At 76.0% G+C, this 24,939-nt stretch carries 19 protein-coding genes; 13 read left to right on the top strand and 6 right to left on the bottom strand.

What is annotated here, in order from left to right:
* Positions 1-39: 39 nt before the first annotated feature.
* The 6 genes from VSR01_RS05750 (at position 40) to VSR01_RS05725 (ending at position 10,191) form a co-directional block, all read left to right on the top strand.
* Positions 40-1,740 carry an MFS transporter gene (locus tag VSR01_RS05750; protein WP_326448190.1) on the top strand — a complete coding sequence of 567 codons (1,701 nt, stop codon included), beginning with the start codon at positions 40-42 and terminating at the stop codon, positions 1,738-1,740.
* Between the two features lie 230 nt (positions 1,741-1,970).
* The gene (locus tag VSR01_RS05745) at positions 1,971-2,903 is read left to right on the top strand and encodes a LuxR C-terminal-related transcriptional regulator (protein WP_326448189.1); all 933 of its coding nucleotides are present in this window, start codon (positions 1,971-1,973) and stop codon (positions 2,901-2,903) included.
* A 339-nt stretch (positions 2,904-3,242) separates the two neighbouring features.
* On the top strand, positions 3,243-7,415 hold the full coding sequence (locus tag VSR01_RS05740; protein WP_442785648.1) for a carboxypeptidase regulatory-like domain-containing protein: 4,173 nt from the start codon (positions 3,243-3,245) through the stop codon (positions 7,413-7,415).
* Positions 7,416-7,643: 228 nt separating this feature from the next.
* Entirely contained in the window at positions 7,644-9,398 is a 1,755-nt protein-coding gene (locus VSR01_RS05735; protein ID WP_326448187.1) for an ATP-binding protein, read from the top strand.
* On the top strand, positions 9,395-9,805 hold the full coding sequence (locus VSR01_RS05730; RefSeq protein ID WP_326448186.1) for a roadblock/LC7 domain-containing protein: 411 nt from the start codon (positions 9,395-9,397) through the stop codon (positions 9,803-9,805). The genes VSR01_RS05735 and VSR01_RS05730 overlap by 4 nt, the downstream gene beginning before the upstream one ends.
* Complete coding sequence (locus VSR01_RS05725; protein ID WP_326448185.1) at positions 9,802-10,191, top strand: DUF742 domain-containing protein; 390 nt, start codon at positions 9,802-9,804, stop codon at positions 10,189-10,191. Before VSR01_RS05730 ends, VSR01_RS05725 begins: the two co-directional genes overlap by 4 nt.
* 23 nt (positions 10,192-10,214) lie before the next feature.
* Here VSR01_RS05725 and VSR01_RS05720 read toward each other — a convergent pair whose 3' ends face one another.
* Complete coding sequence (locus tag VSR01_RS05720) at positions 10,215-10,757, bottom strand: winged helix-turn-helix transcriptional regulator (protein ID WP_326448184.1); 543 nt, start codon at positions 10,755-10,757, stop codon at positions 10,215-10,217.
* Between the two features lie 109 nt (positions 10,758-10,866).
* On the opposite strand from VSR01_RS05720, the gene VSR01_RS05715 reads away from it, so the two are divergent.
* Entirely contained in the window at positions 10,867-12,333 is a 1,467-nt protein-coding gene (locus tag VSR01_RS05715; protein ID WP_326448183.1) for an MFS transporter, read from the top strand.
* A 117-nt stretch (positions 12,334-12,450) separates the two neighbouring features.
* Here VSR01_RS05715 and VSR01_RS05710 read toward each other — a convergent pair whose 3' ends face one another.
* Positions 12,451-13,350, bottom strand: a complete 900-nt coding sequence (locus VSR01_RS05710; protein ID WP_326453509.1) for a 5'-3' exonuclease — start codon at positions 13,348-13,350, stop codon at positions 12,451-12,453.
* A gap of 407 nt (positions 13,351-13,757) precedes the next feature.
* On the opposite strand from VSR01_RS05710, the gene VSR01_RS05705 reads away from it, so the two are divergent.
* Complete coding sequence (locus VSR01_RS05705) at positions 13,758-14,471, top strand: helical backbone metal receptor (RefSeq protein WP_326453508.1); 714 nt, start codon at positions 13,758-13,760, stop codon at positions 14,469-14,471.
* 48 nt (positions 14,472-14,519) lie between these two features.
* Here the strand turns inward: VSR01_RS05705 and VSR01_RS05700 are convergent, their stop codons facing one another.
* Entirely contained in the window at positions 14,520-15,650 is a 1,131-nt protein-coding gene (locus VSR01_RS05700) for a TDT family transporter (protein ID WP_326448182.1), read from the bottom strand.
* Between the two features lie 230 nt (positions 15,651-15,880).
* Here VSR01_RS05700 and VSR01_RS05695 point away from each other — a divergent pair, with 230 nt between their 5' ends.
* The 3 genes from VSR01_RS05695 (at position 15,881) to VSR01_RS05685 (ending at position 18,484) form a co-directional block, all read left to right on the top strand.
* The gene (locus tag VSR01_RS05695; protein ID WP_326453507.1) at positions 15,881-16,750 is read left to right on the top strand and encodes a LysR family transcriptional regulator; all 870 of its coding nucleotides are present in this window, start codon (positions 15,881-15,883) and stop codon (positions 16,748-16,750) included.
* A gap of 689 nt (positions 16,751-17,439) precedes the next feature.
* Entirely contained in the window at positions 17,440-17,628 is a 189-nt protein-coding gene (locus VSR01_RS05690; protein ID WP_326448181.1) for a DUF2510 domain-containing protein, read from the top strand.
* 34 nt (positions 17,629-17,662) lie between these two features.
* Positions 17,663-18,484, top strand: coding sequence for a hypothetical protein (locus tag VSR01_RS05685; RefSeq protein ID WP_326448180.1), 822 nt, complete (start codon positions 17,663-17,665; stop codon positions 18,482-18,484).
* A gap of 170 nt (positions 18,485-18,654) precedes the next feature.
* Here the strand turns inward: VSR01_RS05685 and VSR01_RS05680 are convergent, their stop codons facing one another.
* On the bottom strand, positions 18,655-19,878 hold the full coding sequence (locus tag VSR01_RS05680; RefSeq protein WP_326448179.1) for an amino acid deaminase/aldolase: 1,224 nt from the start codon (positions 19,876-19,878) through the stop codon (positions 18,655-18,657).
* 935 nt (positions 19,879-20,813) lie between these two features.
* Between VSR01_RS05680 and VSR01_RS05675 the strand changes: the two genes are divergently transcribed.
* Positions 20,814-21,650, top strand: a complete 837-nt coding sequence (locus tag VSR01_RS05675; protein ID WP_326448178.1) for a hypothetical protein — start codon at positions 20,814-20,816, stop codon at positions 21,648-21,650.
* Entirely contained in the window at positions 21,647-23,077 is a 1,431-nt protein-coding gene (gene mycP, locus VSR01_RS05670; RefSeq protein WP_326448177.1) for a type VII secretion-associated serine protease mycosin, read from the top strand. Before VSR01_RS05675 ends, mycP begins: the two co-directional genes overlap by 4 nt.
* Positions 23,078-23,170: 93 nt before the next feature.
* On the opposite strand, the gene VSR01_RS05665 is transcribed toward mycP, so the two are convergent.
* Together VSR01_RS05665 and VSR01_RS05660 are read right to left on the bottom strand one after the other, a co-directional pair.
* Positions 23,171-23,728 carry a TetR/AcrR family transcriptional regulator gene (locus tag VSR01_RS05665; RefSeq protein ID WP_326453506.1) on the bottom strand — a complete coding sequence of 186 codons (558 nt, stop codon included), beginning with the start codon at positions 23,726-23,728 and terminating at the stop codon, positions 23,171-23,173.
* 212 nt (positions 23,729-23,940) lie between these two features.
* The gene (locus tag VSR01_RS05660; protein ID WP_326448176.1) at positions 23,941-24,789 is read right to left on the bottom strand and encodes an oxidoreductase; all 849 of its coding nucleotides are present in this window, start codon (positions 24,787-24,789) and stop codon (positions 23,941-23,943) included.
* Positions 24,790-24,939 lie beyond the last annotated feature (150 nt).

Raw genomic sequence — 24,939 nt, 5'->3', positions numbered from 1 at the left:
CAGTCACCCCCGGAATTCCGACATTCCAGGAGGAGCCGTATGTCCGCCACCCCGACGTCCTTCGACGACGGCAGACCGGGGCCGGCCCCGGCCGGCGCCGTCTCCGTGCTCGGCCGGCTCTACCGGCGCGACCTGGGCGCGTATCCCCCCACCGGGCGCCGGATGTCGTATCTGGCCATCGTGGTGGTCACCACCGTCGTGCTGTACTACATGCTCTACGTCCAGTACGCCGTGGCCACCTCGATCATCACCCACTTCGGCATGACCTACCGCTACTTCGTGTGGGTGTCGGTCGTCGGCAACGCGGTCGGCGCCTTCGCCTCGCTGGCCGCCGGGCTCGCCGACCGCTGGGGCCGGGCCAACATGGTGGTCTACGGACTGCTGGCCGCCTCGCTGCTGGTCTTCTTCGGGCTGCCCAACGCCGGCGGCAAGGCCGCGTACCTGGTGATGTTCGCGGCGGTCAGCCTGATCGAGGGCGTCGTGCTCGTGGCGACGCCCGCACTGATCAGGGACTTCTCGCCGCAGCTCGGACGGGCCACCGCGATGGGCGCGTGGACGATGGGCCCGGTGGTCGGCAGCCTGGTCGTCACCACCGTCACCAGCACCACGCTGGACACCTCCAGCTGGCAGGACGAGGTCCGCTACTCCGGCGCCGCGGGGCTCGTGGTCTTCGTGGTCGCCCTGTTCGCGCTGCGCGAGCTGTCGCCGGCGCTGCGCGACCAGATCATGGTGACGCTGCGGGACCGGGCGCTGGTCGAGGCCCGCGCCAAGGGGCTCGACCCGGCCGCCGGCCGGCGCGGCGAGTGGCGGCAGATGATGCGCCCCGACATCACCGGCTCGGCGCTGGCCATCTCGCTCTACCTGCTGTTGTACTTCGCGGCCGTCGGCAACTTCGTGGTCTTCTTCGCCACCACCTACGGCTACACCGAGCAGCGCGCCAACGCGGTCGCCAACTGGTACTGGGCGGCCAACGCCGTCGCGCTGGTGGCCGTCGGAGTGCTGTCGGACCGGCTGCGGGTGCGCAAGCCGTTCATGATCGTGGGCGCGGTCGGGTCGATCGCGGCCACCGCGGTCTTCGCCACCCGGGCCACCCACCCGGGCACCGACTACTACACCTTCGCCTGGCTGTTCGTGTGCATCGGCGTCTTCAGCGGTGTCGCGTACGGGCCGTGGATGGCCTCGTTCACCGAGACCGTGGAGAAGCACAACCCGGCGGCGACCGCGACGGGACTCGCGGTGTGGGGCTGGACGATACGGATCGTGGTCGCGGTCTCCACCGCGTTCATCCCGGTGCTGGTCACCTCGGTCACCCCGCTGGTGGACCACGGCACGCAGGTCGCCGCAGCGCAGCGGCAGGCCGGACCGGCGCTCCGCGTCGTCGGCGCGCACCCGCGGTTGTTCGCCGAACTCGGCGCGTACCCGCCGGGCAAGGCGCCCGCGGCGCTCACCGCGCGGGCGGTGCGGGAAGTGGGGCCGGCGGACCTGGCGGTGGTGCGGAAGGCGCAGCCGCAGCTCGCGCTGTTGCAGAAGTACGGCACGAAGGTGCAGAAGGCGTCCCACGACGGGCCGGGCCAGTGGCGTGACTGGTGGTGGATCTGCATCGCCGGCCAGGTGGTCTTCCTGCCGTTCGTCTTCCTGATGGCCGGGCGCTGGAGTCCCAAGCGGGCGCGGGAGGACGCCGAGCTGCACCGGCAGGCGGTGGAACAGGAGCTGGCGCTGCTCGCCGCCGAACGGAGCTGAACGGGCCGGTGGCGCGGACCGAACGAGCTGAACGGGCTCGGCCGCGCGGACCGGGCGGCGGGCGGAACCGGTCGGCGGATCCGCGCCACGGACCGCCCACCGGCCGCGCTGAACCGGTTCGCTTACCCGCGGGTCACCGGCGTCCGTGATGGCAGCGTTGTCATCCGGTCGCCGGTGACCTGTGTGATTCCCGGGAATTGACCCGCCGTTGACGACTACAGTCCCCGATCATGACCGAACGTCCGTTTGAGGCACTGGGGTTGAGCGCCGACGCGGACCGGGCCTATCCGCTGCTGATCGCCACGAGGGGAGTGGCCACGGCGGAGCTGGCCCGGATTCTGGGGGTGCCGGGGAGACTGGCCGAGGCCGCGTGCGGGGAACTCGCCGCACGGGGCCTGGCCGAGCAGGGGGCCGACGGGTTGTGGTACCCGCTGCCGCCGCAGGCGGGGCTGCTGCCCATGATGTCGCGCGTCGAGGAGCAACTACGCAAGGGAAGGGAACTGTTGGACCACCTGGGCGTGGTCTACCAGCGGGTGCACGAGGGGCACCGCGCCGAGGAGATCGTCAGGACCGTGCAGGGGGCGGAAGCGATCGCCCGGCACACCGCGGAGGTGCACGGCGCGGCCCGTGAGGAGTTGCTGTTCTTCGCCCGCGGGCCGGGCGCGGCCGAGGACCTGCCGTCGGCGGCCGACCCGCACGTGCGCCGCCGGGTGCTGCTGGAACGCGCCGAGGTGGAGGCGGAGTTCGCGTTCGGCGGGGTGCAGGCGCCCAGCGGCACCCAGGTGCGGGTGGTGGAGCGGCTGCCGGTGCGGCTGTGCATCGCCGACCGCCGCACCGCGATGCTGCCGCTGGCCGCCGACGGCGCGCCGCCGGACCCGGTGCTGCTGGTCATCGGCCCCAGCGGGCTGCTGGACGCGCTGGTGTCGCTCTTCGAGTCGCTGTGGGCCCGCGGGGTGCCGCTGGGCCCGCCGCAGGACGACGTGCGGCTGCGGATCCTGAGCATGCTGGTCGGCGGCAGCACCGACGCGGCGATGGCGCGGGCGCTCGGCGTCGCGGTGCGCACCGTGCAGCGGCACATCGCGGCGATGGAGCGGTCGGTGGGCGCGGACAACCGGGTCCAGCTGGTCTGGCACGCCGCCCGGCACGGCTGGCTCGACGGCTGACCCGCGGGCGGCGTCGTCACGGGCGCCGTCACGGACGCCGTCACGGCGCCGTCACGGACGCCGTGACCGCGCCGGCCCGCTGTCCCGCGCACGGCGTGGCAACGTCCAGGCGGGGCGTCAACTCGCGCGAATGATCGGCGAGTTGACGCCCCGCGCGGCCCCGCCGAGACGACCGGACATCCGCCTGGCGGATTGCCGCCGCGGGGCAACCTCCGAAAATGTGTCGCGTTCCCGTCAAGGTCCTGGGGATTCCGATGGTGCATGTGGTGCACAGGTATACGCCAGCGGTTCGATCGAACCGTTTCCGAAAGCCCAAGGGAGACCACCTTGCGCAGACCCATGTTCACCAGACGGCGCGCCGCCACACTGACGGCGCTCGCCGCGCTGGCCCTGCAACTGCCGCTCGCCGCTGTGGCGGGCAGCCAGGCGCACGCCGCGCCCGCCGACCGGTCGGACCGGCCGGACGTGGTCCGGCAGTGCGCCGATCCCGGACCCGGCGAGTTCGCCTGCTTCGCCCTGCGCCGGACCGACGTGACCGCCCACAAGGGCGTCCAGCCGCTCGCCGCCACCCCGGACGGCTTCGGTCCCGCAGACCTGCAGAGCGCCTACTCGCTTCCCGCCGACGGAGGCGCCGGCCAGACGGTCGCCATCGTCGACGCCTACGACGACCCCAACGCCGAAGCCGACCTGGCCGTCTACCGCCAGCAGTTCGGCCTTCCGGCGTGCACCACCGCCAACGGCTGCTTCAGCAAGGTCAGCCAGCGCGGCAACACCAACGACCTGCCCTCGCCCGACTCGGGCTGGGCCGGCGAGATATCGCTCGACGTCGACATGGTCTCCGCCGCCGCCCCGGCCGCCCACATCCTGCTGGTCGAGGCGGACTCGGCGAACTTCGAGGACCTCGGCGCCGCGGTGGACGAGGCGGTCGCGCTCGGCGCGAAGTACGTCTCCAACTCCTACGGCACCGGCTACGACAGCACCCCGGGCAGCGGCGAGGACCCGTCCGAGGCCACCGCCATGGACCCGTACTACAACCACCCGGGCGTCGCGGTCGTCGCCTCCTCGGGCGACGGCGACTACGGCGTCAGCTACCCGGCCGCGTCGCAGTACGTCACCTCGGTCGGCGGCACCGCGCTGACCCGGGACAGCAGCAACCCCCGCGGCTGGTCCGAGTCGGTGTGGAACAACGCCTACGGCGGCCCCGGCTCGGGCTGCTCGCTGTACGAGCCCAAGCCGGCCTTCCAGACCGACACGCTCTGCGGCAAGCGGACCGTCGCCGACGTCTCCGCGGTCGCCGACCCGGTCACCGGCGTCTCGGTCTACCAGACCTACGGCGGCAACGGCTGGGCGGTCTACGGCGGCACCAGCGCCTCGTCCCCGATCATCGCGGCGACCTATGCCGCGGCGGGCACCCCGACGGCCGGTTCGTACCCGAACTCCTACCCGTACGCGCAGCGCGGCGCGCTCAACGACGTGACCCAGGGCAACAACGGCTCCTGCACGCCCGCCGGGCTGTGCACGGCCGGCACGGGTTACGACGGGCCCACCGGCCTGGGCACGCCGAACGGCCTCGCCGCCTTCCGCAGCGGCCCGCACGGCGTGATCACCGGCACGATCACCGACCACGCCACCGGCTCCGCGATCGCCGGCGCCACCGTCAAGGCGGGTGACTACAGCGCCACCACCGGCGCCGACGGCACCTACAAGCTCGACATCCCGCCGGGCAGCTACGACGTGACCGCCAGCGCCTACGGCTACACCACCGACAGCATGCCGGGCGTCTCGCTGGAGGACGGTGCGACCGTCACCGAGTCCTTCGCGCTCGACGCGGTGCCGCGGCAGACCGTCACCGGCAAGGTCACCGACGGCTCCGGCCACGGCTGGCCGCTGTACGCCAAGGTCAGCGTCGACGGCGTGCCCGGCGGGCCGGTCTACACCGACCCGACCACCGGCGCGTACAACCTGACGCTGCCCCAGAACAGCTCCTACACGCTGCACTTCACCTCCAACTACCCCGGCTACCAGACCCTCGACAAGACCGTGCAGGTCGGCACCTCGGCGAAGACCGTCAACGCGGCCGTCAAGGTCGACGGCAACTCCACCCAGGCCCCCGGCTACGAGGTGAAGCTGACCGGCACCACCGAGCCGTTCGACAGCACCACCGCCCCGCCGACCGGCTGGACGGTGAGCAACGCCGACGGCACCACCGGCGGCTGGGAGTTCGACGACTCCGGCAACCGGGGCAACCACACCGGCGGCACGGGCGCGTTCGCGATGATCGACAGCGACCACCTCGGCCAGGGCAACAGCCAGGACACCTCGCTGCTGTCCCCGTCCTACGACCTGACCGACGCCACCAACCCGGTGGTCAGCTTCGACACCGACTACAAGGAGTACTCCAACTCCGTGGCGGACGTGGACGTCTCCGCCGACGGCGGCACCACCTGGACCACCGTCTGGCACAAGACCACCACCTCCGTCACCGGTCCCAGCCACGTCGACGTCTCGCTGGCCGACTGCGCCGGCAAGAGCGACGTGCGGCTGCGCTTCCACTACACCGGCTCCTGGGCCTACTGGTGGGAGGTGGACAACGTGTTCGTCGGCGAGCGCGCCTACCTGCCGGTGACCGGCGGCCTGGTGGTCGGCAACGTCACCGACGCCAACACCAAGGCCGGCGTTAACGGCGCGACGGTGACCAGCACCGACAACACCGCCGACCACGCCACCACCGCGGCCACCCCGGACGACCCGGACCTGGGCGACGGCTTCTACTGGTTCTTCTCGCACCTGACCGGCAAGCACCCGGTGTCGGTCGGCGCGTCGAAATACACCACCGGCACCGCGACCGTCAACATCGCCCCGGACAGCGCCGTGGCGCGCAACGTCGCGCTCAAGGCGGGGCAGTTGAAGGTCACCCCGGCGTCCATCGCCAAGACCGTCGCCTGGGGCAAGAGCGCCTCGCAGACGGTGACGGTGAAGAACACCGGCGGCGAGCCGGCCACCCTCACCCTCGGTGAGAACCCCGGCGGCGTCGTCGTCCAGAAGGCCGGCGCCCCGCTGAACCTCGTCAAGGGCGCCTTCTCGCCGCACTCCCTCGCCGCGCACGGCGCCGCCTCCGGCGCCAAGCCCGGCAAGTCCGCGGCGGGCAAGGCCACCACCGACGTCTCCGGCAGCGCCCAGACCGCCGCGGGCGACGCCTGGCAGCCGGTGCCCGACCTGCCGACCGCGACCGGAGACAACGCGGTGGCCAGCTACGAGGGCACCGTCTACTCGGCCTTCGGCTTCACCGGCGTGAACGACACCAGCGACCTGTACGCGTACAGCGCGGACAGCGGCGCCTGGACCAAGCTGGCCTCGGCCGCCGACACCCGTGAGGCCCCGGCCCACGGCATCATCGACGGCAAGTTCTACGCGGCCGGCGGCTGGGGCTCCAGCGGCAGCCCCGACGCCAAGCTGGAGATCTACGACATCGCCTCCAACACCTGGAGCACCGGCGCCAGCACGCCCAAGCCGTACGCCGGCTCGGGCAGCGCGGTCCTGGACGGCAAGCTGTACTCGGTCGGCGGCTGCACCGCGACCGCCTGCGGCACCACCGACGTGACCGTGTACGACCCGTCCGCCGACGCCTGGTCCTCCGTCGCCGCCTACCCGGAGCCCATCTCCTGGGAGTCCTGCGGCGGCATCGCCGGCAAGCTGTACTGCTCCGGCGGCACCACCGACGCGGGCAGCGTGACCCACGCCTACGTCTACGACCCGGCGTCCGACTCCTGGTCGCCGATCGCCGACCAGCCCACCGACGCGTGGGGTTCGGCCTACACCGCGGCCAACGGCCTGCTGCTGGTCAAGGGCGGCGCCATCAACTCCGGCGCGGCGCTGACCAACCAGACCTGGGCCTACCAGCCGAACGACAACACCTGGACGGCGCTGCCCAACGCGAGCGCCTCGCTCTACCGCGGCGGCGGCGCCAGCGGCTTCTACGCGGTCGGCGGCCTGGCGGGACAGACTCCCGCCAAGACCTCCGAGGTGCTGCCGGGCTACGACCAGACGGAGTCCGCCGACGTCACCTGGCTGTCGGAGAGCACCGACACCGTCACCGTCCAGCCGGGGGCCAGCACCACGCTGACCGTGACCCTCGACGCCTCGGCGCCGGAGATCAGCCAGCCCGGCACGTACACCGCCTCGCTGGGGCTGGGCAGCGACACGCCGTACCGGCTCACCCCGATCGACGTCTCGCTGACCGTCAAGCCGCCGGCCACCTGGGGCAAGATCACCGGCAAGGTCTCCGCGTCCGGCGGTGCGCCGATCGCCGGGGCCACCGTCCAGATCAACACCTGGGCGACCCACTACACCCTGAAGACCGGCGCCGACGGCTCCTACGGTCTGTGGCTGGACGTCCGCAACAACCCGCTCCAGCTGATCGTGGCCAAGGACGGCTACCAGCCGACCACCGCCACGGTGAAGATCGTGAAGGGGGCGACCACCACCAGCAACTTCACCCTGCTCAAGGACTGATCCGGGCGCTGTCCCGGTGACCGGGCCGATCCGGCCACGGCCCACGCCGTGGCCGGATCAGCCCCCGCACGGGACAGTTCGCACGGAAGCGGTCATGAACGCAATGAAATCCACACGGTGATCCGCAAAACAGTGCGCGCGCGGTCCGCGGCGGTGTGTACTTGGCTGGTCCCCTCCTGCGCGGGCGGGCGCCACTCCGTCACGCCCTGATCCTCGCGAGGCTCATCGATGATCGAGACACCGGACCTGGCCTTCGCCGGCCTGGCCGCCGGGACCCTGTCGGCCTTCGTCCTCGCCGGCGGATTATGGCGCTCCCGCCGTCAACTCTCAGTCACCCGCGAGGAGATCACCGGCCTGGAGTCCCGCCTGGACTCCATGGACGACGAACTCGCCGCCGCGCACGAGGAGTCCGAGGCCGCCGGACGCGAACTCGACGGCGCCTGGGAGGACTCGGGCCGGGCCGCGCGGCTGGTCGCGGAGGAGGTCGACCACCTCGCCAAGGCCCGCATCCCGGCCGCCGCGTCCCGGGCGCTGCACCCGGAGGTCACGGTCCCCGGACCGCTCGACCCCGACGTGGCCGGCACCCCGCTCGGCGACTGCCTGGAGCTGGCGCTGGCCACCGTGCCGGCCGTGATGGCCCAAGAACGCGCCCGGGTCGACGCCGCCGCCCGCGCCGCCGTACGCGGCGCCACCCGTGACGTGCGCACCGCCCTGCACCGCTTCCAGGAGCGGCTGCGCGCCCTGCAGAGGAGCTACGACGACCCGGCGCTCGCCGAGGCGCTGTACGCCCTCGACCACGGCGCCGCGCAGTCGCTGCGCCGCGCCCAGATCACCGCGGTGGTCTGCGGCGACTGGGCCGGACCCGACCGCGAGGAGTCGCACCTGGTCGACGCGGTCGCGGGGGGTCTGTCCCGGCTGGCCGACTACCGCCGGGTGCGCACCCGCAACCACCTGGCCGCCGGCACCGCGCTGGTCGCGCAGTGCGTCGAGCCGGTCGCGATCGTCGTCGCCGAACTCGTCGACAACGCGCTGCGGCACTCCCCGCCGGAGTCCGAGGTGACCGTCGAGGTCGCCCGCGTCCCCGGCGGCGTGAGCGTCACGGTGGACGACGCGGGCGCCGGGATGACCGACGAGCAGCGCGCCCGCGCGCAGCGCCGGGTGGCCGGCCACGACCCGGTCCTGCTGTCGGAGCTGGGCGATCCGCCGCGGATGGGACTGGCCGCGATCGGCCGCCTCACCAGACGCTTCGACCTGTCCGTCGACCTGTCCTCGCCGTCCCCGCGGGGCGGTGTGCGCGCGGTGCTGCTGATCGGGGAGGGACTGCTCAGCCGGATCGACCCGGTCGAGCACCCACCCTCGGCGAGCGCGCCGCGCTCCGTCCGACCGGCCGCCGCGGGGGCGGCCGGAGTTACGGAGGGCGAGGACCGGGACGACAGCGGGAGCGGCGAGCGGAACGGCCGCGGGAACGGCCGCGGGAGCGGCGACCGGAACGGCCGCGGCAGCGCGAACGCCGGGGGCGGCGGCGCCGACGACGGGCTGCCGCAGCGCCGGGCGCGCGGGCGCGGGCCGGACGACGCCGCCGTCGCGGTGCCCCGCGCCCGTACGCCCGAGGACGCGGCGACGGCGCTGGGCGCGCTCCAGGCCGGCACGGCGGCGGCCCGCGCGGGCGCGGCGACCGTGCCGGTACCTGTGCCCGACGGGGACGCCGGGCCGGGCGGCGCGGACGGGGCCGGCGCCGGGGCGTCCCGCGAGGCCGGGGCGTCCCGCGAGGCCGGGGCAGCCGGGCAGGCCCGCGAGGCCGCGGATGCCGATGCCGCCGATGCCGGTGTCGCCGGCGCCGCCGACGGCGGCGGCGCGGACGCGGGCGCGGACGCGGTGGGGGACCGCGCCGCGAGCACCGAGCCGCAGACCTCCTCCGCAGACCACGGCGCCGGAACGACCGCCGACGCCGCCGCACGAAGCGAAGGGAACGATGCACGATGAGCGAGCGCGAGACCGGGGAGACCGCGTGGGTGCTCGATCCGATCCTTGAGGTCCCGCATGTGGAGGCCGCCGTGCTGCTCACCGGCGACGGCCTGGTCTCGGCCTCCTCCCAGGCGCTGTCGCCGGCCGCGGCCGAGCGCACCGCGGCCATCGTCAGCACCGTGCAGGGCGCCTGCCGGACCGCCGCCGCGGCCTTCGCCGACGCCGAGGACGCGCAGGTGCGGCAGGTGGTGATCGAGTCGGAGCACGGCTACATCCTGGTCGCGCCGGCCGCGGACGGCACCTGCGTCGCGGCCTTCGGCGCTCCCGAGGTCCGACTCGACCTGCTGGCCCACCGGGTGCACTCGCAGGTCGCCAGGCTCGGCGAGAAGGCGACGGCCGCGGGGGTCCGCGGCGCCGGGGCATGACGGGAGGCCGCCGCGCCGGCGGCTCGCTGGTCCCCGCCTACCTGGCCACCGGGGGCGCCGCCCGCACCCGCCGCGACGGCCGGGACGGCCTGCGCCGCCCGTCCGTCCTCTCCCTGGCCGACGAGCCGCGCGCGGACGGCGGGGCTGCCGACGACGACCTGCCGCCGGCCCACCTCGCCCTCCTGGACGCCCTGCAGGGCGGCGCGCTCAGCGTCGAGGAGGCGGCGGACCACCTCGACCTGCCGGTCTCCGCGGTGCGCGTGCTGGCCTGCGACCTGCTCGACCGCGGGCTGGTCCGCGCCCGCCAGCCGGTCCCCGCGGCGGAGCCGGCCGACCCCGGCCTGCTCAGGCGGGTCGTCGACGGTCTGCGCGCGCAGCGGCCGTAGCCGGCACGGCCGCGCCCGGGCCCTCAGCGGGTCCGGCTCGGTGTGAGCGACTCCCGGGTGACCTTCTCGCCGCAGTGCGCGCAGCGCAGGTCCAGCACGACCTGCTCGCCGCAGGTGTGCCGGAACTCCACCGCCGGCTCGTCGACCGCCCAGCGGTCGCCCCACTCGCGCAGCGCCATCATCAGCGGGAACAGCTCGTGCCCCGCGTGCGTCAGGTGGTACTCGTGGCGCGGCGGGTGCTCGCTGTACTGGCGGCGCTCCACCACGCCCGCCGCCTCCAGCTTGCGCAGCCGGTCCGCGAGGATGTCGCGGGAGGCGCCGGTGAAGCCCGCGATCCGCGCGAACCGGTGCACGCCGTACGCCATCTCGCGCACCGCGAGCAGCGACCAGCGCTCGCCGAGGACCTCCAGCGCCGCCGCGATCGAGCAGGGGCGCACCTCGACCGGCGCCCGCACCATCGTGTCCGACGCCGCGGGCCAGAGCTCCGCCGCGGGGCCGGGCGGCTCGGCGGCGCCCTGGTCCGCGGTATCCGTCATCGCTGTTCCCACCGCCGTCTCCGAGTGCATGCCACCAGCGTAATCCCGAGTCTGTTGCCTTTCCCTACCCACGACTGCTACCGTCCCGGCGGACGAGTTAGTAGTGAATCACAACACACTCGACGGGGACCGGCACACCATGAGCGCACCCGAGCAGGTCACGCCCCCGGCGCAGCACGCGCCGGCCCCGGCGTTCGACCCGCGCCGGGCCCGCCTGGTGCTGGCGCTGAGCAGCTTCGGCGCCTTCGTGATGTTCCTCGACACCACCATCGTCAACACCGCCTTCGAGACCATCAGCCGCAGCTTCGGCACCGGCGCGGGCCACCTGTCGTGGGTGCTCAACGCCTACAGCCTGGTCTTCGCCGCGATGCTCGTCCCGGCCGGACGGCTGGCCGACCGCTACGGCCGCAAGCGCGTCTTTATCATCGGCCTCACCGGCTTCGCCGCGATGAGCGCGCTGTGCGGCGCCGCCCCGGACGTGAACGTGCTGATCGGCGCGCGTGCCCTGCAGGCCGCGTTCGCCGCGCTGGTCACGCCGACCTCGCTGGCCCTGGTGCTGCCGGAGTTCCCGCCCGAGCGGCGGCCGGTGGCCATCGGCACCTGGGGCATGATGGGCGCCGCCGCGGCGGCGCTCGGCCCGACCACCGGCGCGCTGCTCACCCAGTACGCGTCCTGGCGCTGGGTGTTCCTGGTCAACGTGCCGGTGTGCGTCGCGGTCGTCGCCCTCGGCGCCCGACTGCTGCGCGAGACCCGCGACCCGCAGGCCGGCGGGCTGCCCGACCCGCTGGGCGCGCTCCTGGTCGCGGTCGTCCCCGCCGCGCTGAGCCTTGCCGTCATCGAGGGCCCGAGCTGGGGCTGGGCCGACCCCAGGGTGATCGCCGGCTTCGCGGTGGCCGCCGTGCTGCTGCCGGTGTTCGTGCTGCGCACCCGCGCCGCCGCCCGGCCGGTCGTCGACCTCGCACTGTTCAGGGTCCGCCAGTTCACCCTGGTCAACGTGGCGTCGCTGGTCTTCTCCGCCGCGTTCTACGGACTGCTGCTGGCCAACATCATCTTCCTGCAGACGGTCTGGCACTACTCCGTGCTGCGCGCCGCCCTGGCCACCGCGCCGGGACCGCTCGTGGTCGCCCTCGTCGCCCGCGCCGGCAGCAGACTCGCCATGGCCCACGGCGCCAAGACCGTCCTGACCGCGGGCGCGCTGCTGTGGTTCGCCGGCGCGGAACTGCTGGCGCTGCGGGTCGGCGCGCACCCGCACTGGGCGACGCACCTGCTGCCGGCGTCCCTGCTCACCGGCCTCGGCATCGGCCTGACCCTGCCGGTGCAGTCCGCGGCGGCGGTCCAGTCGCTGCCGCCCGGCCGGTTCGCGATCGGCTCGGCGATCAACTCCAGCTTCCGGCAGCTCGGCGCGGTCCTCGGGATCAGCCTCTTCGTCGCCGTGCTGGGCACCCCGGGAGCCGGCGGCGCGACGGCGGCCTTCCACCGGGTGTGGTGGACGTTCGCGGTGCTGGGACTGGTGTCCGTGCTCGCGCTGTACGTGCCGCACCGGCCGGTGGGCGCCGTGGCGCGAACCGGGCCGCCCGAGGCCGCGGACCCGCCGGCCGGCACCTGACCGCGCGCCACCGAGGCGGCCTCCGCCGCCCCCCGAACGCCTCCGTCTGTGCGGGCCCCCCGTACCGCACGGGCGGAGGCTTCCACCTCCTCGCGCCGCTCGGCGTCCGCCGGACGGTCAGCGCGCCGCGGCGAGCGCGGCCAGCAGCCGGGACAGCGAACCGCCCAGGCCCCAGCGCGCGGCCAGCTCCTCCAGTGCCGCCGGGTCCGCGGGCGCGGCCGGCACCGCCGCGTCGACCTCCGGCACCGGCACGTCCAGCGCCACCCGGACCACCTTCGGCGCGACGTCCAGATACGCGGCCGCCGCCGTGAGGTTGCGCCGCCGGGCCGGGGTCAGTCGGGAGAACGGGTCGGCCGCCGCGGCCCGGACGCCGGCCAGGTCCCCGTAGGCGGTGACCAGTTCGGCGGCGGTCTTCTCGCCGATGCCCTTCACGCCGGGCAGCCCGTCGCTCGGGTCGCCGCGCAGCGCCGCGAAGTCGGCGTACTGCCCGGCCCGCACGCCGTAGCGGACCGCGATCGCCTCCTCGTCGATCACGTCGCAGTCCCCGACGCCCTTGCGCGGGTAGAGCACCCGCACGCCGCGCGCGTCGTCCACCAGCTGGAAGAGGTCGCGGTCGCCGGTGACCACGGTGACCGGCGTGGCCGACGCGGCGGCGAGCGTGCCGATCACGTCGTCGGCCTCGTAGCCGGGCACGCCGATCCGGGCGATGCCGATCGCGTCGAGCACCGCCTCGATCACCGGCACCTGCGGCGACAGCGTGTCCGGCACCTCCTCCGCGCCGGCCGGGTCGGCGACGCGGTGCGCCTTGTACGAGGGGATCAGGTCCACCCGCCACTGGGGCCGCCAGTCGGCGTCCATGCACGCCACCAGCGCGTCGGGGGAGTGGTCGGCGACCAGCCGGGCGATGAAGTCCAGCAGCCCGCGCACCGCGTTGACCGGCGTGCCGTCCGGCGCCTTCACCGACTCGGGCACGCCGAAGTAGGCGCGGAAGTACAGGCTCGCGGTGTCGAGCAGCAGCAGTCCGCCGCGCCGGTCGTCCCCGCCGCCTCCCGCCGCGCCAGCCGCCCCTGCTTCCGTCCCCGGACCGCCGCCGGCCCGCCCGCTGGCCGCCGCCGTCCGGCCGTTCGCCTCAGTCGCCTCGTCGCTCACGGCGCCAGCATCGCACGGCCCACCGACACCCGGCCGCACGCGCGTCGGCGCCGCCCCGCGGGCCGCCGGGCGCCGGCCGGGTCCGTACCGTGGGTGGCGTGACCGGGAGCGAGGCGAGTGGCGCGGAGGGCGGGGGACAGGCGCGGCAGGAAGCGGGACCGCGTGGCGTGTCGGGACCGCCCGTGCTACCCGGGCCGAGCGGACCGACTGTGCTGCCCGGGCCGAGCGGCTCGCGCGGGCGCGGGCGGTCGGGCCGCGGCGGGCGCGTGCGCCGGGTGGTGTCGCTCGTGCCGTCGCTGACCGAGGCCGTCGCCGTGACCGCTCCCGGGCTCCTGGTCGGCGTCACGGACTGGTGCACGCACCCCGCCGGGCTCGACGCCGCCAGGATCGGCGGCACCAAGAACCCCGACGTCGCCGCGGTCACCGCGCTCGCCCCGGACCTCGTCGTGGCCAACGAGGAGGAGAACCGCGCACCCGACCTCGACGCGCTGCGCGCCGCCGGGCTGCGCGTGCTGGTCACCGAAGTCCGGTCGCTGCCGCAGGCGTTCACCGAACTGGAGCGCGTACTGACCGAGGGCTGCGGGCTCGCCGCCCCCGACTGGCTGGCCGCGGCGCGCGACGCCTGGCTCGGGGTACGCCCGCCGTCGCGCCGCCGCCGGGCCGTCGTCCCGATCTGGCGGCGGCCCTGGATGGCGCTCGGCCGCGACACCTTCGCCGGGGACCTGCTCGCCCGGCTCGGCGTCGACAACGTCCTCGCCGGCCACCAGGACCGCTACCCGCGCTTCGACCCGGCCGCCCTGCCGCCCGCGGACCTGGCGGTGCTCCCCGACGAGCCCTACGCGTTCGCCCCGGACGACGGGCCCGAGGCGTTCCCGGGGCTGCCCGCGGCGCTGGTCAGCGGCCGTCTGCTCACCTGGTACGGACCCTCCCTGGTCGAGGCCCCGCAGGCGCTCGCCCGCGCACTGGCCGGGGCGACGCCGCGACCGTGACCCCCGTTCGCGGCGGCCCGGCGTCACGCGGCCCGGGCCGGCGCGGCGTCACGCGGCCCGGGGCGGCGCGAGGAGTCGGCCGGCGAGCGTGCCGCGGACGGTCCCCGAAGCCGCCGCGAGCCAGCCCGCGACCAGGAGCGCGTAGAGGCCGACCGCCAGCCACGTCAGCGCGTGCAGGTGGGTGTGGCGGGCCAGGGACGTCGCGCCGGTGGCGCAAGTGCCGACCGGGAAGGTGAACGCCCACCACGTCATCGAGAACCGCAGTCCCGCGCGGAACGCACGCAGCACCATCGCCTCCGCGAGCGCCAGCCACAGCAGCGCGAAGCCGATCACCGGAACCCCGTAGAGCACGGCGAAGCCGTCCAGCGCGGCGGCGTACGGCGAGGGCAGGGACGCGGCGGGGGCGGCGTCGGCGATCGTGCCCGCGGCGGTGGTCGACTGCCCGAGCGGACCCAGCACCAGGAACAACGCCGGAGTGACCGCCACCGGCAGCGGCCCGTGGCGGAGCAGCCGCCCCCACACCAGCGGCAGGATCGCCAGCGTCGCCAGCAGGCTCACGCCGAACATCGCCAGGCAGCCGAGCAGCAGCGCCGCACGCCCCTGGGCGTTCCCGGCCGCCAGGTGCGGCACCAGTGCGGGGCCGGTCGAGGCGGCGACCATCGGCGCGACCACCGGCAGCAGCCAGACCGGCGAGGCGTCCGCGTCGCCGATCGGGTGCCTGGCCATCATCAGATACGGCACCGCCGCCGCGACCACCAGGCCCGACGCCGCGCCCGCCGCCCACAGCACGACCGCGGCGGCGACCGCCGCGCGCTCGCCGACCACCCGAGGGCCCAGCGCGAGCGCGCCGGAGCCCACCGCGAGCAGCGCCATCGGCAGGCACCCGTAGAACGGCGCGACCGCGGGGTCCAGCAGGTGTCGCCGCGCCTGGTCGCCGTGCCGAGCCCAGTGCCCGGCCCGCGCCGCGAGCACCGCGCCGAGCAGCACCGCGGCCAGCCCCCACACGCCGGTGCACACGTCCCGCGCCCACGCCGGACACCCCGGCAGCGCGGCTCCCGCGTTCCCGGTGATGGCGGTGCCCATCACCGCGGCGTACCAGTTCGGCCCCACGTACCGCAGCAGGGCGGCCCCGGCCGGTCGGGAGGCGGTACGCGGGGGTGCGGTGCTCAGCGCTGTCATGCCTACGACCCTCCTGCCGCCCCGCACGCCCCGGTAGGCGTCGCGTCCCGATCGGGGCATAAGCTGCGCTTATGAGCAACGAGGCGGCCTCCGGTGAGCCCGGTGAGTCCGGGCGGCCTCCGGGGCGCGGCGCCGGCCGCGAGTGGGGGAGCGGCCGCGGGGACCCGTCCGGGGCGGGTGCCCCTGCCACCGGGGGGTCGTTGGCGTACCGGGTGCCGGATCTCGGGGCGATGGAGCTGCTGCTCGCCGTCGCCCGGCTGGGGAGCCTCGGGCGGGCCGCGCGCGAACTGGGCATCAGCCAGCCCGCCGCCAGCGGCCGGCTGCGCGCGCTGGAGACCCGGCTCGGCGTCGCGCTGGTGCGCCGCTCCCCGGGCGGCTCGCGGCTGACCGACGAGGGCGCGCTGGTCAGCGAGTGGGCGCGGCGGGTGCTGGAGGCCGCGGAGGCGTTCGACGCGGGAGCGCGGGCGCTGCGCGGCAGGCGGGACTCGCGGCTGCGGGTCGCGGCCAGCATGACCGTCGCGGAGTACCTGCTGCCCAACTGGCTGATCGCGCTGCACGCCCGGCGGCCCGGCACCGCGGTGTCGCTCGCCGCGGGCAACTCGGTGACGGTCGCCCGGCTCGTCACCGAGGGCGAGGCCGACCTCGGGTTCGTGGAGGGCCTCGACGTGCCGCCCGGGCTGGGCTCCGCGGTGGTCGCCCGCGACCGGCTGCTCGTCGTCACCGCGCCCGGCCATCCCTGGGCACGGCGGCGCCGGCCGCTGCCGCCCGCCGAGCTGGCGGCCGCCGCGCTGATCCTGCGCGAGGCCGGGTCCGGGACCCGGCAGGTCCTGGACGCGGCACTCGCGCCGTACGGCGGGCCGGCCGCGCCGCTGCTCGAACTCGCGTCCACGACGGCGGTGAAGGCGGCGACGGTCAGTGGGGCGGGGCCCGCGGTGCTCAGCGAGTTGGCGGTCGCGGAGGAGGTCGCCGCGGGGCGTCTCGCGGAGATCCCGCTCGCTCCGGGGCTGCCGCTCACCCGTGCGCTGCGCGCCGTCTGGCCCGCCGGGCCGCAGCCCGCGGGCCCGGCCCGCGAGCTCCTCGCGTTGACGCTCTCCGCGTAGCTTCTGCCCCGGCCCGCCCGTGCGCGGCGCACTGCGCCCGGCTGCCGGACCTTCCCCCGGCAGGTGGCCGGTCGCGCCGTTCCCCGCGCCCCTTTTTTCCGCTCGGGGGTGCCGCGGTCTCGGGTTGCCGGATCGTCCGCCGGTGGGTGGTTGGTCGCGCCGTTCCCCGCGCCCCTTTTTCCGCTCGGGGGTGCCGCGGTCTCGGGTTGCCGGATCGTCCGCCGGTGGGTGGTTGGTCGCGCCGTTCCTCGCGCCCCTTTTCCGTTCGGGGGTGTTCCGTGCCCTGGGTGCCGGATCGTCCGCCGGTGGGTGGTTGGTCGCGCAGTTCCTCGCGCCCCTGGTGTGGCTGGGCGCCGTGGTCGGGCTGTGCTTTTCTTGCGGAAGTTGTCCGCGCGAACGGCCGACGTGGCAGCTCAGGGGCGCGGGGAACTGCGCGACCAGCCACTCGCCAAGGGAAGGTCCGGAACCGGCCGGAAGCCCACCCCCGGGCGGAAAGGGGCGCGGGGAACGGCGCGACCAGCCCACCACCGGCGGAAGGTCCGGCAACTTACCGCAACACACCACTGCGGGCGGGCAGGCGGGCAGGCGGGCGGACAGGCAGGCAAGCAAGCAGCCGTGTGGGCGTGACGTATCCGGAAGAATCCGCCGTCCTTACGGGATTCTCATGCTGGGGCCATAGGGTGACGCCCGTGACGACGACGACCCCGCCCGGCTGGTACCCAGAACCCGGGCACACAGGCAACGCCCCGGCCATGGAACGCTGGTGGGACGGCAGCGCGTGGACCGAGTACACGCGCACCGCGCCGGCGCCGGCTTCCGCCCCCGGCGCGCAGCCGGGCATACCCGGGCAGCCCGGACAACCCGGTCCGGCCGGCTGACGGCGGCGGCTACGGCTACCCCGGCGCCGAAGTGATGAGCAGCGGCGGCGGCCCCCGCCGCAAGAACACGACCGTGGTCGTCGCGATCATCGCCGCCCTCGTCCTCATCGGCGGCGTCGTGGCCGGCATCGTCGCCCTGGGCAAGGACGACGGCGGCGACGACGCCAAGGCCGGCGGCCCCTCCGCCACCGCCCCGCACCAGCGCCAGGACAACCCCGGCCAGATCCCGAGCGACCCCGCCCAGCCGCAGAACCCCGGCACGGGAGGCGACGGCGGCACCGACAACGGAGCCGGCGGCACCGGCGGCAGCACCGACAGCACCAAGGCCGTCGACGCCTACGACGGCATCAGCCTCCCCGTGCTGGACGGCTGGCAGGGCACCTCCGGCACCCAGGGCATCGGCTCCAGCGTCGTCACCGGCGAGTACGCCTGCCCGGGCGACGCCTCCAAGAGCTGTGTGCGCGGCGGCGCGTTCGCCCAGCCCGCCGCGGCGCTGAAGATCACCGCCACCGACCCCGAGGCCGCCGCCAAGGCGGACATCGCGCCGAACGCCGCCGACTCCTACAGCACCGACATCTACGGTGCGACGACCTCGCACCAGCAGGTCGCGTCCAAGGCGGTCACCGTCGCGGGCCAGAAGGGCTACCTGGTCCGCTGGCAGATCATGACCAAGTCGGGCACCGGCGGCTACGTCGAGTCGCTGGTCTTCCCGTCGCCGTCCGACAGCGGCAAGCTCGTCGTGGTCCGCTTCGGCTTCGACATCGGCCCCAAGGCGCCCGCTCTCTCCGTCATGGACCAGATCACCCAGGGCATCAAGGCCGACAGCAGCGGCGGCCAGTCTGGCACCGGCGTCTGACCCGCCGCCGCCCGCGCCGTGACCGCAGGGGCCGCGCCCGCCCGACCGGGCGCGGTCCCACCACCGCGGCCTCCACGGACTCGGCGATCCGGCCTATCCGGCGCGCCCGGCGGCTGAGCCGGCCGGGCCGGCTCAGCCGCCGACCGCTCACCGCGCCACCGGCTCCCCGGTCACAGGAACGTCTTGCCCTCGCCCCGGTACGTCGGCACCGACGCCGTCACCCTGTCCCCCTCCACCAGCTCCAACCGCGCGAAGCGCTCGCACAGTTCGCCGGCCTTCGCGTGCCGGAACCACACCTTGTCGCCGATCAGCAGATCGTCCGCCGCCGACCCGAGCAGCGGCGTCTGCACCTCGCCGGCGCCCTCCTGCGGGTCGTAGCGCAGCCCCTGGGGCAGGTACGGCTCGGGCAGCCGGTCCGCGCCGGGCGCGCCGGACGCCGGGTAACCGCCGCCGAGCACCGTCACCACGCCGACGCCCGGCCGGCGGACCACCGGCTGCGCGAAGAGGGCGGCCGGACGGCCGTGGAAGGAGCGGTAGTTGTCGAACAGCCGCGGTACGTACAGCCCCGAGCCCGCCGCGATCTCGGTCACCGCGTTCTCCGCGGCCGTGGTCTGCACACTGCCGGTGCCGCCGCCGTTGACGAACTCCAGGTCCGGCACCACCTCGCGCACCGCCCGCACCGCCTCGGCCCGGCGCGCGGCCAGCTCCCGGCGCGCCGCGGACTGCATCAGCCGTATCGCCGCCGACCGCGCGGGGCGCCCGGCCAGCCGGTCGCCGACGCCCGCGACGTGGCCCTCGTACGCCATGATCCCCACCACCCGGAAGCCCGGCCGCGCGGCGACCGCGCGGGCCAGCTCGGCCATCCGCTCCGGCGCGTGCAGCGGCGAGCGCAGCGCCCCGATCCGCAGCCGGCCGCCCAGCTTCCGCAGCGAGGTGTCCAGTTCGAGGCAGACCCGGACGGTCTCGGCGCCGCCGGCGCGGGCCGCGTCGATCAGGTCCAGATGCGCGACGTCGTCCACCATCACCGTCACCGCGCGGGCCAGCTTGGGATCGGCGGCCAGCTCCGCGTACCCGGCCCGGTCCGCCGACGGGTACGCGAGCAGCACGTCGGAGAAGCCGGCCCTGGCCAGCCAGAGCGACTCGGCGAGCGTGAAGGACATCAGGCCGGCGAAGCCGTCCCGCTCCAGCGCGCGTTCCAGCAGCGCGCGGCAGCGCACGGACTTCGACGCGATCCGGACCGGTTTGCCGCCGGCGCGCCTGACCAGATCGTCGGCGTTCGCGTCGAACGCGTCGAGGTCGACGATCGCCACGGGCGCGTCGAGATGGGCGGTGGCCCGGTCGTACCGGGCCCGGTCGGCGGCGGGGGAGGGGGCGGGGGCTACGCGAACGGCCATGTCCGGCAGCCTGCCAGACCGGGCGTACCGGGCGGTAGGGGAGAGGCGCGCCGCCCGTGGCAGCGGGGGCCCGCGGGAACACCGTAGAGTGACGCGCAAGCCGCGCACGTACTGGTCACGAGGGGGCGCCGGGTGAGCACCGGAGTGGACGACGGACAGACCCCGGCGGGTCCGTTCCCCACGCTCCGCCCCCGCGACGCGGCCCCGCCGCCGCGCCCGCAGCACGGGCCGCCCGCCGAGCCTTCCGCCCGGTCGTCCGCGACACCGGCCGCGTCCGCGCCCGGACCGGGCGGTCACGGCGGCCCCGGCGGTCACGGCGGTCACGGTCGTCCGGGCGGCCCTGGCGGCGGCGAGGCAGGCCTGGCGAGGGGGCGCCGCCGAAGCCGTCCGTCCCGCCCCGGGGAGCGCCGGCGCCGCAGGGGCCGCCCGCCGGGCCCGGACCGGACGGGCGGCCCGCCCAGCCCGGTCCGGCCGCGACGCCCGTACCGCCGCGCGGCGCGCCGGCTCGGCCCGGGGTTCGGCCGTCGCGTCGGCCGGGGGAGGGCTCCGGCGTGCCGCCGATACCCCGGGCCGAACCGATGCCCGCCCACGCGCCCGTGCCGCCGCGCCGGCCCGGGACCCCGCCGGTCCCGCCGCGTCCGCCGGTACCGCCCGCCCGGAGCGCCGCCGTGCCGCCGAGGCCCGCCACGCCGCCGCCCGGTGCAGCGCCCATCGCCCCGACACAGGCGCCGCCGCACGTCGCGCCGCACGCCCTGCCGCAGGCCCCACCGCAGCCACCGGCCGCGCCCCGGCCCGCGGGAAGCGGGCAGCCGCCCGCGGGCCCGTACCCGTACCCCGCGCCGCCGTATCCCGATCCCACCGGAGCGACCGCGCCCGACCCCGGTCCAGCCGGTGAGCCGGACCGCGCGCGGATACGCGCCCGGGTCGCCGCCACCGTGGCCGTCGTTCTCGGGCTGGGCCTGATCGGCGGCGCGACGGCGGGCGCGGTCATCAACCACGGGCCGCGCCCCGAGCCGCCGGTGGCCGCGGGCAGCCCGGAGGCGTTCGCCAAGGTGCGCACGGTGTGGCGCAACGCCCCCGTGGACCAGCTGTTCCCGCCCACGCTGACCGACCACGGCGGCGGCCCGGGCGGCGCGGACCGCGCCTGGTCCCGCGTCGGTGTCGCGCCGCCCGCGGGCTGCGCCGGCGCCTTCGACCCGCTGCTGCAACGCGTCCTGGCGCCCGTCGGCTGCGCCCGGCTGCTGCGGGCCACCTACGTCGACACCACCTCCACCACCGTGACCACGGTGGGCCTGCTCATCACCTCGGGCGAGGCCGCCGACATGGCCGCGCTGGGCCGGCGGTGGTCCGCCGAGAACCTCGGCGGGCGCGCGGACCTGCTGCCCAGGCCGGTCGCCTTCCCCGGGACCGCGGCCGCGCGGTTCGGGGACCGCCAGCGCGGCAGCTGGACCGTGCAGATCTCCGACGACCTGCCGATCGTCGTCTACGCGGTGAGCGGGTTCGCCGACGGCCGCACGGTGCCGACGCCGCAGGCCGCGCAGAAGGCCGAGGCGCCGGACTCCACCACCGCCACCGCGCAGGCGGGCCTCGGCTACGACGCGATCGACCTCGCCTCCGCGGTCGACGACCGCGTGCAGGCCGCCGCGCAGGCGCAGTTGAACCCCTCGGCGCACCCCGCGCCCGCGCAGAGCCCGTCCGGCACTCCCGGTCCCTCCCGCCAGGCGCCCCCCTCCGCCTCGTCGAACCCGTCCCCCGCGAAGAAGCACTCATGACGCCCCCCGACTCCACCGGCTCGGCCGACGCGCCCGATCCCGCCCGCGCACCCGGCACGGACACCGGCGCCGGAACCGCGGCCCGGTCCGGCTCCGCGGCCCGGTCCGGCTCCGCGGCCCGGTCCGGCTCCACCGACGCGGCCCGGCCTGCCGCCGCGGCCCGGTGGCTCCGCCGCGCCGCGGGAGCGCTGGCCGCCGCCGCCGTGATCGCGACGGCCGGCGCGGCGCCGGCCCACGCGGACGCCGCCCGCAGCCTGGACTGGGCGCTCGGCGCGCTGCACGCGCAGCAGGCGTGGCAGACCTCGCGCGGCGCCGGCGTCGTCGTCGCGGTGCTGGACACCGGCGTCGACGCCAGCCACCCCGACCTCACCGGCCAGGTGCTGCCCGGCAAGGACGAGGTCGGCTTCGGCGCCGTGCGCGGCGACGCGGCGTGGGCGCGCCACGGCACCGGGATGGCCGCGATCATCGCCGGCCACGGGCACGGCGCGGACGGCGGCTCCGGCGTCCTCGGCATCGCGCCGAAGGCCAAGATCCTCCCGGTGCGGGTGATATTGGAGGACAAGGACCCGCAGCGGGCCAAGGCCAGGAGCAGCCGCGGCGACGCACTGCCGCAGGGCATCCGCTGGGCCGTCGACCACGGCGCGGACGTCATCAACCTCTCGCTCGGCGACGACAGCGCGACCGCCGCGCCGGTGGCCGCCGAGGACGACGCGATTCAGTACGCGCTGAGCAAGGGCGTCGTGGTCGTCGCCTCCGCGGGCAACGGCGGCGACGAGGCCGACCGCTCGTCCTACCCGGCCGCCTACCCGGGCGTGATCGCGGTCGCCGCCGTGGACCGCTACGGGCGGCACGCGCCCTTCTCCACCAGCCGCTGGTACACCTCGGTGTCCGCGCCCGGCGACGACGTGGTGATCGCCGACCCCAACCGCCGCTACTACACCGGCTGGGGCACCAGCGCCGCGTCCGCGTACGCCTCCGGCGCCGCCGCGCTGATCCGCTCGGCGTACCCGAGGCTGAGCCCGCTGCAGGTCAAGCAGGTGCTCCAGGACACGACGCGGTTCAAGCCCGCGGGCGGCCGCAGCGACGACCTCGGCACCGGCATGATCGACCCGGCGGCGGCGCTCGCCGCCGCGGCCCGGCTCAAGCCAGGGCCCGCGGCGCCGGCGCCGGTCGGCTACCCGCAGCGCTACTTCGCCCCCGGGCCCACCCCTGCCCCGCGTCCCCCGGACCGCGCCCAGGTCCTCGGCGACGGCGTCGCCGCCGGGTGCGCCGCCGCGGGCGGGCTGCTCGTCGTCCTCGCCGCCGTCCTGTGGTTCCGGCCGCCCCGGGGCCGTCGCGCCCGCCCGCTCGCCGCCGCGCCCGCCGGGCAGTTCCACCCGGCGGCCCCCGGGCCCGCGCCCGGCCCGGCGCCCCGCCGCGCACCCTGAGCGGGCGGGCCGGGGCGCGCGCCCCGCACGAGAGCGGGACGCGCCCACCGAGCAGAGCGGGGAAGGCCCCGCGCGCCCCGAGGGCGGGCCGGTTCAGCCGAGGCCCGCGCTGGTCAGCCAGATGTGCGCGCAGGCGTCCGACGCCTCCTGGAGCTCGGCGCGTGACCCCTGCGAGGCGTGGTAGAAGCTTCGCTCGATCATCCAGCACAGCGCCCGCGCCATCGCCGGGGCCCGGTCCGGACCCGCGCCGGCCGGAACGCCCGCCTTCTCCAGCACGGCGGAGATGGCCGCGATGAACAGGTCCGCGGTCCGGCTCCACAGCTCGCCGATCTCCGGCACCGTCAACGACAGGTCGATCGCGGTGCGCATGACCAGCCCGTGCGCGGTCCACAGCTCGACCGTGCGCCGCATCGCGGCGTCGACGGCACGGCGCGGGTCGTCGCTGCGGGCGGTGGCCCGGGAGCGTTCCCACAGGTGCTCGACGGTACGGGCGACGAGCGCGGTGACGACCTCCTGCTTGGAGCCGAAGTAGAAGTAGAGCGCGCCGCGGGTGATGCCGGCGTCCTGGGCGATGTCGCCGATGGTCATGGCGTCGTAGCCCTTGCGCGCCAGCAGCGCCTCGCAGGCGTCGAGGATGGCCCGCTCGCGCAGGTCGCCCTTGCGCTCCGCCGGGCGCCGGCCACGCGCCGGGCCGCGGTCGGCCCGGCGCGCGGGGTGGTCGGGCCGCCGGTCGGCGCGGTCGGCGCGGGCGGCGTGATCGGGGTGATCGGCACGGTCGGCGCGGCGGTCGGCGGGTTCGGACCGGGGGCCGGTGTCGCCGTCGCTCCGGCGGTCGTCCTGGCGGTCGGCTCGGCGGTCGGGCGTCACAGCTGCGCGCCCTCGGCGAAGTCGGTGGTGCGGGACAGGGCCTCCCACGCGCGGATGTCCTCGTCCACGGCCGTGCGCGCGGCGGCGATCAGCCGCAGTGCGTCCGAGCCCAGCACCAGCTGGGCCGGCGGCCGGTCCAGCGACGCGACGTGCACGACCGCCTCCCCGGCCTTCACCGGATTGCCAAGCTGGTTCCCGCTGGCCTTGCGCCGGGCCTCGCGGATGGGGCCGAACAGCGCGTCGTAGTCGTCGACGGACCGCGGGGCCCGGGTCATCGACCGGCCCGCCCAGTCGGTGCGGAAGGAGCCGGGCTCGATCGCCGTCACATGGATCCCGAACTGCCCGACCTCCTTGCCCAGGGCCTCCAGGACGCCCTCCAGCGCGAACTTGCTGCCGCAGTACGCGGACATGCCGGGGACGGCCATCAGCCCGCCCATGGAGGTGACGGCCATCAGGTGGCCCCGGCGGCGCTCGCGCATGCGGGGGAGCGCGGCCTGCAAAGTGGCCATCGCCCCGAACACGTTCACCTCGAACTGCCGCCGCACCTCGGCCAGCGGGGTCTCCTCGAAGGTGCCCTCCAGGCCGTAGCCGGCGTTGGCGACCACCACGTCCAGCGGGCCGACGCCCGCCTCCGCGTCCGCGACCACGCGGGCCGTGGCGTCGGCGTCCGTGACGTCGAGGACGCGGCCGTGCGCGCGCCCGGGCTCCAGCGCCTCGAACTCCCGCAGGTCCCGCTCCGAGCGGACCGTGCCGATGACGGTGTGCCCGGCGTCCAGGGCGGCCCGGGCGAAGGCGCGCCCGAGGCCCGAGCTGACGCCGGTGACGAGCCAGGTCTGCTGCTGCACTGCTCCTCCAGGTGGTTCAGGTGGGTCGGGTCCGGCGGTCCGTGTCCGGCGCCTCATGGCGGTCGGTCCCGCCAGGCGGTTCGCGCCGGGCGGTTCCGGGGCTGGCGCGGCCGGGGGAGCCGCGGCGCCGGGAGCGGGACCGCCGCTCCC

The organism is Actinacidiphila sp. DG2A-62 (assembly GCF_035825295.1).
Lineage (GTDB): Bacteria > Actinomycetota > Actinomycetes > Streptomycetales > Streptomycetaceae > Actinacidiphila.
Note: the sequence above shows the minus strand (reverse complement) of the source record. Positions and strands in the feature narration are given on the sequence as shown.

Excerpts from the sequence above, each read along its gene's own strand:
- VSR01_RS05745 (WP_326448189.1), top strand. The coding sequence starts at position 1,971 with ATGACCGAACGTCCGTTTGAGGCACTGGGGTTGAGCGCCGACGCGGAC.
- VSR01_RS05740 (WP_442785648.1), top strand. The coding sequence starts at position 3,243 with ATGTTCACCAGACGGCGCGCCGCCACACTGACGGCGCTCGCCGCGCTG.
- VSR01_RS05725 (WP_326448185.1), top strand. The coding sequence starts at position 9,802 with ATGACGGGAGGCCGCCGCGCCGGCGGCTCGCTGGTCCCCGCCTACCTG.
- VSR01_RS05750 (WP_326448190.1), top strand. The coding sequence starts at position 40 with ATGTCCGCCACCCCGACGTCCTTCGACGACGGCAGACCGGGGCCGGCC.
- VSR01_RS05680 (WP_326448179.1), bottom strand. The coding sequence starts at position 19,878 with ATGGCCGTTCGCGTAGCCCCCGCCCCCTCCCCCGCCGCCGACCGGGCC.
- VSR01_RS05700 (WP_326448182.1), bottom strand. The coding sequence starts at position 15,650 with ATGACAGCGCTGAGCACCGCACCCCCGCGTACCGCCTCCCGACCGGCC.
- VSR01_RS05720 (WP_326448184.1), bottom strand. The coding sequence starts at position 10,757 with ATGCACTCGGAGACGGCGGTGGGAACAGCGATGACGGATACCGCGGAC.
- mycP (WP_326448177.1), top strand. The coding sequence starts at position 21,647 with ATGACGCCCCCCGACTCCACCGGCTCGGCCGACGCGCCCGATCCCGCC.
- VSR01_RS05695 (WP_326453507.1), top strand. The coding sequence starts at position 15,881 with ATGGAGCTGCTGCTCGCCGTCGCCCGGCTGGGGAGCCTCGGGCGGGCC.
- VSR01_RS05685 (WP_326448180.1), top strand. The coding sequence starts at position 17,663 with ATGAGCAGCGGCGGCGGCCCCCGCCGCAAGAACACGACCGTGGTCGTC.
- VSR01_RS05715 (WP_326448183.1), top strand. The coding sequence starts at position 10,867 with ATGAGCGCACCCGAGCAGGTCACGCCCCCGGCGCAGCACGCGCCGGCC.
- VSR01_RS05735 (WP_326448187.1), top strand. The coding sequence starts at position 7,644 with ATGATCGAGACACCGGACCTGGCCTTCGCCGGCCTGGCCGCCGGGACC.
- VSR01_RS05730 (WP_326448186.1), top strand. The coding sequence starts at position 9,395 with ATGAGCGAGCGCGAGACCGGGGAGACCGCGTGGGTGCTCGATCCGATC.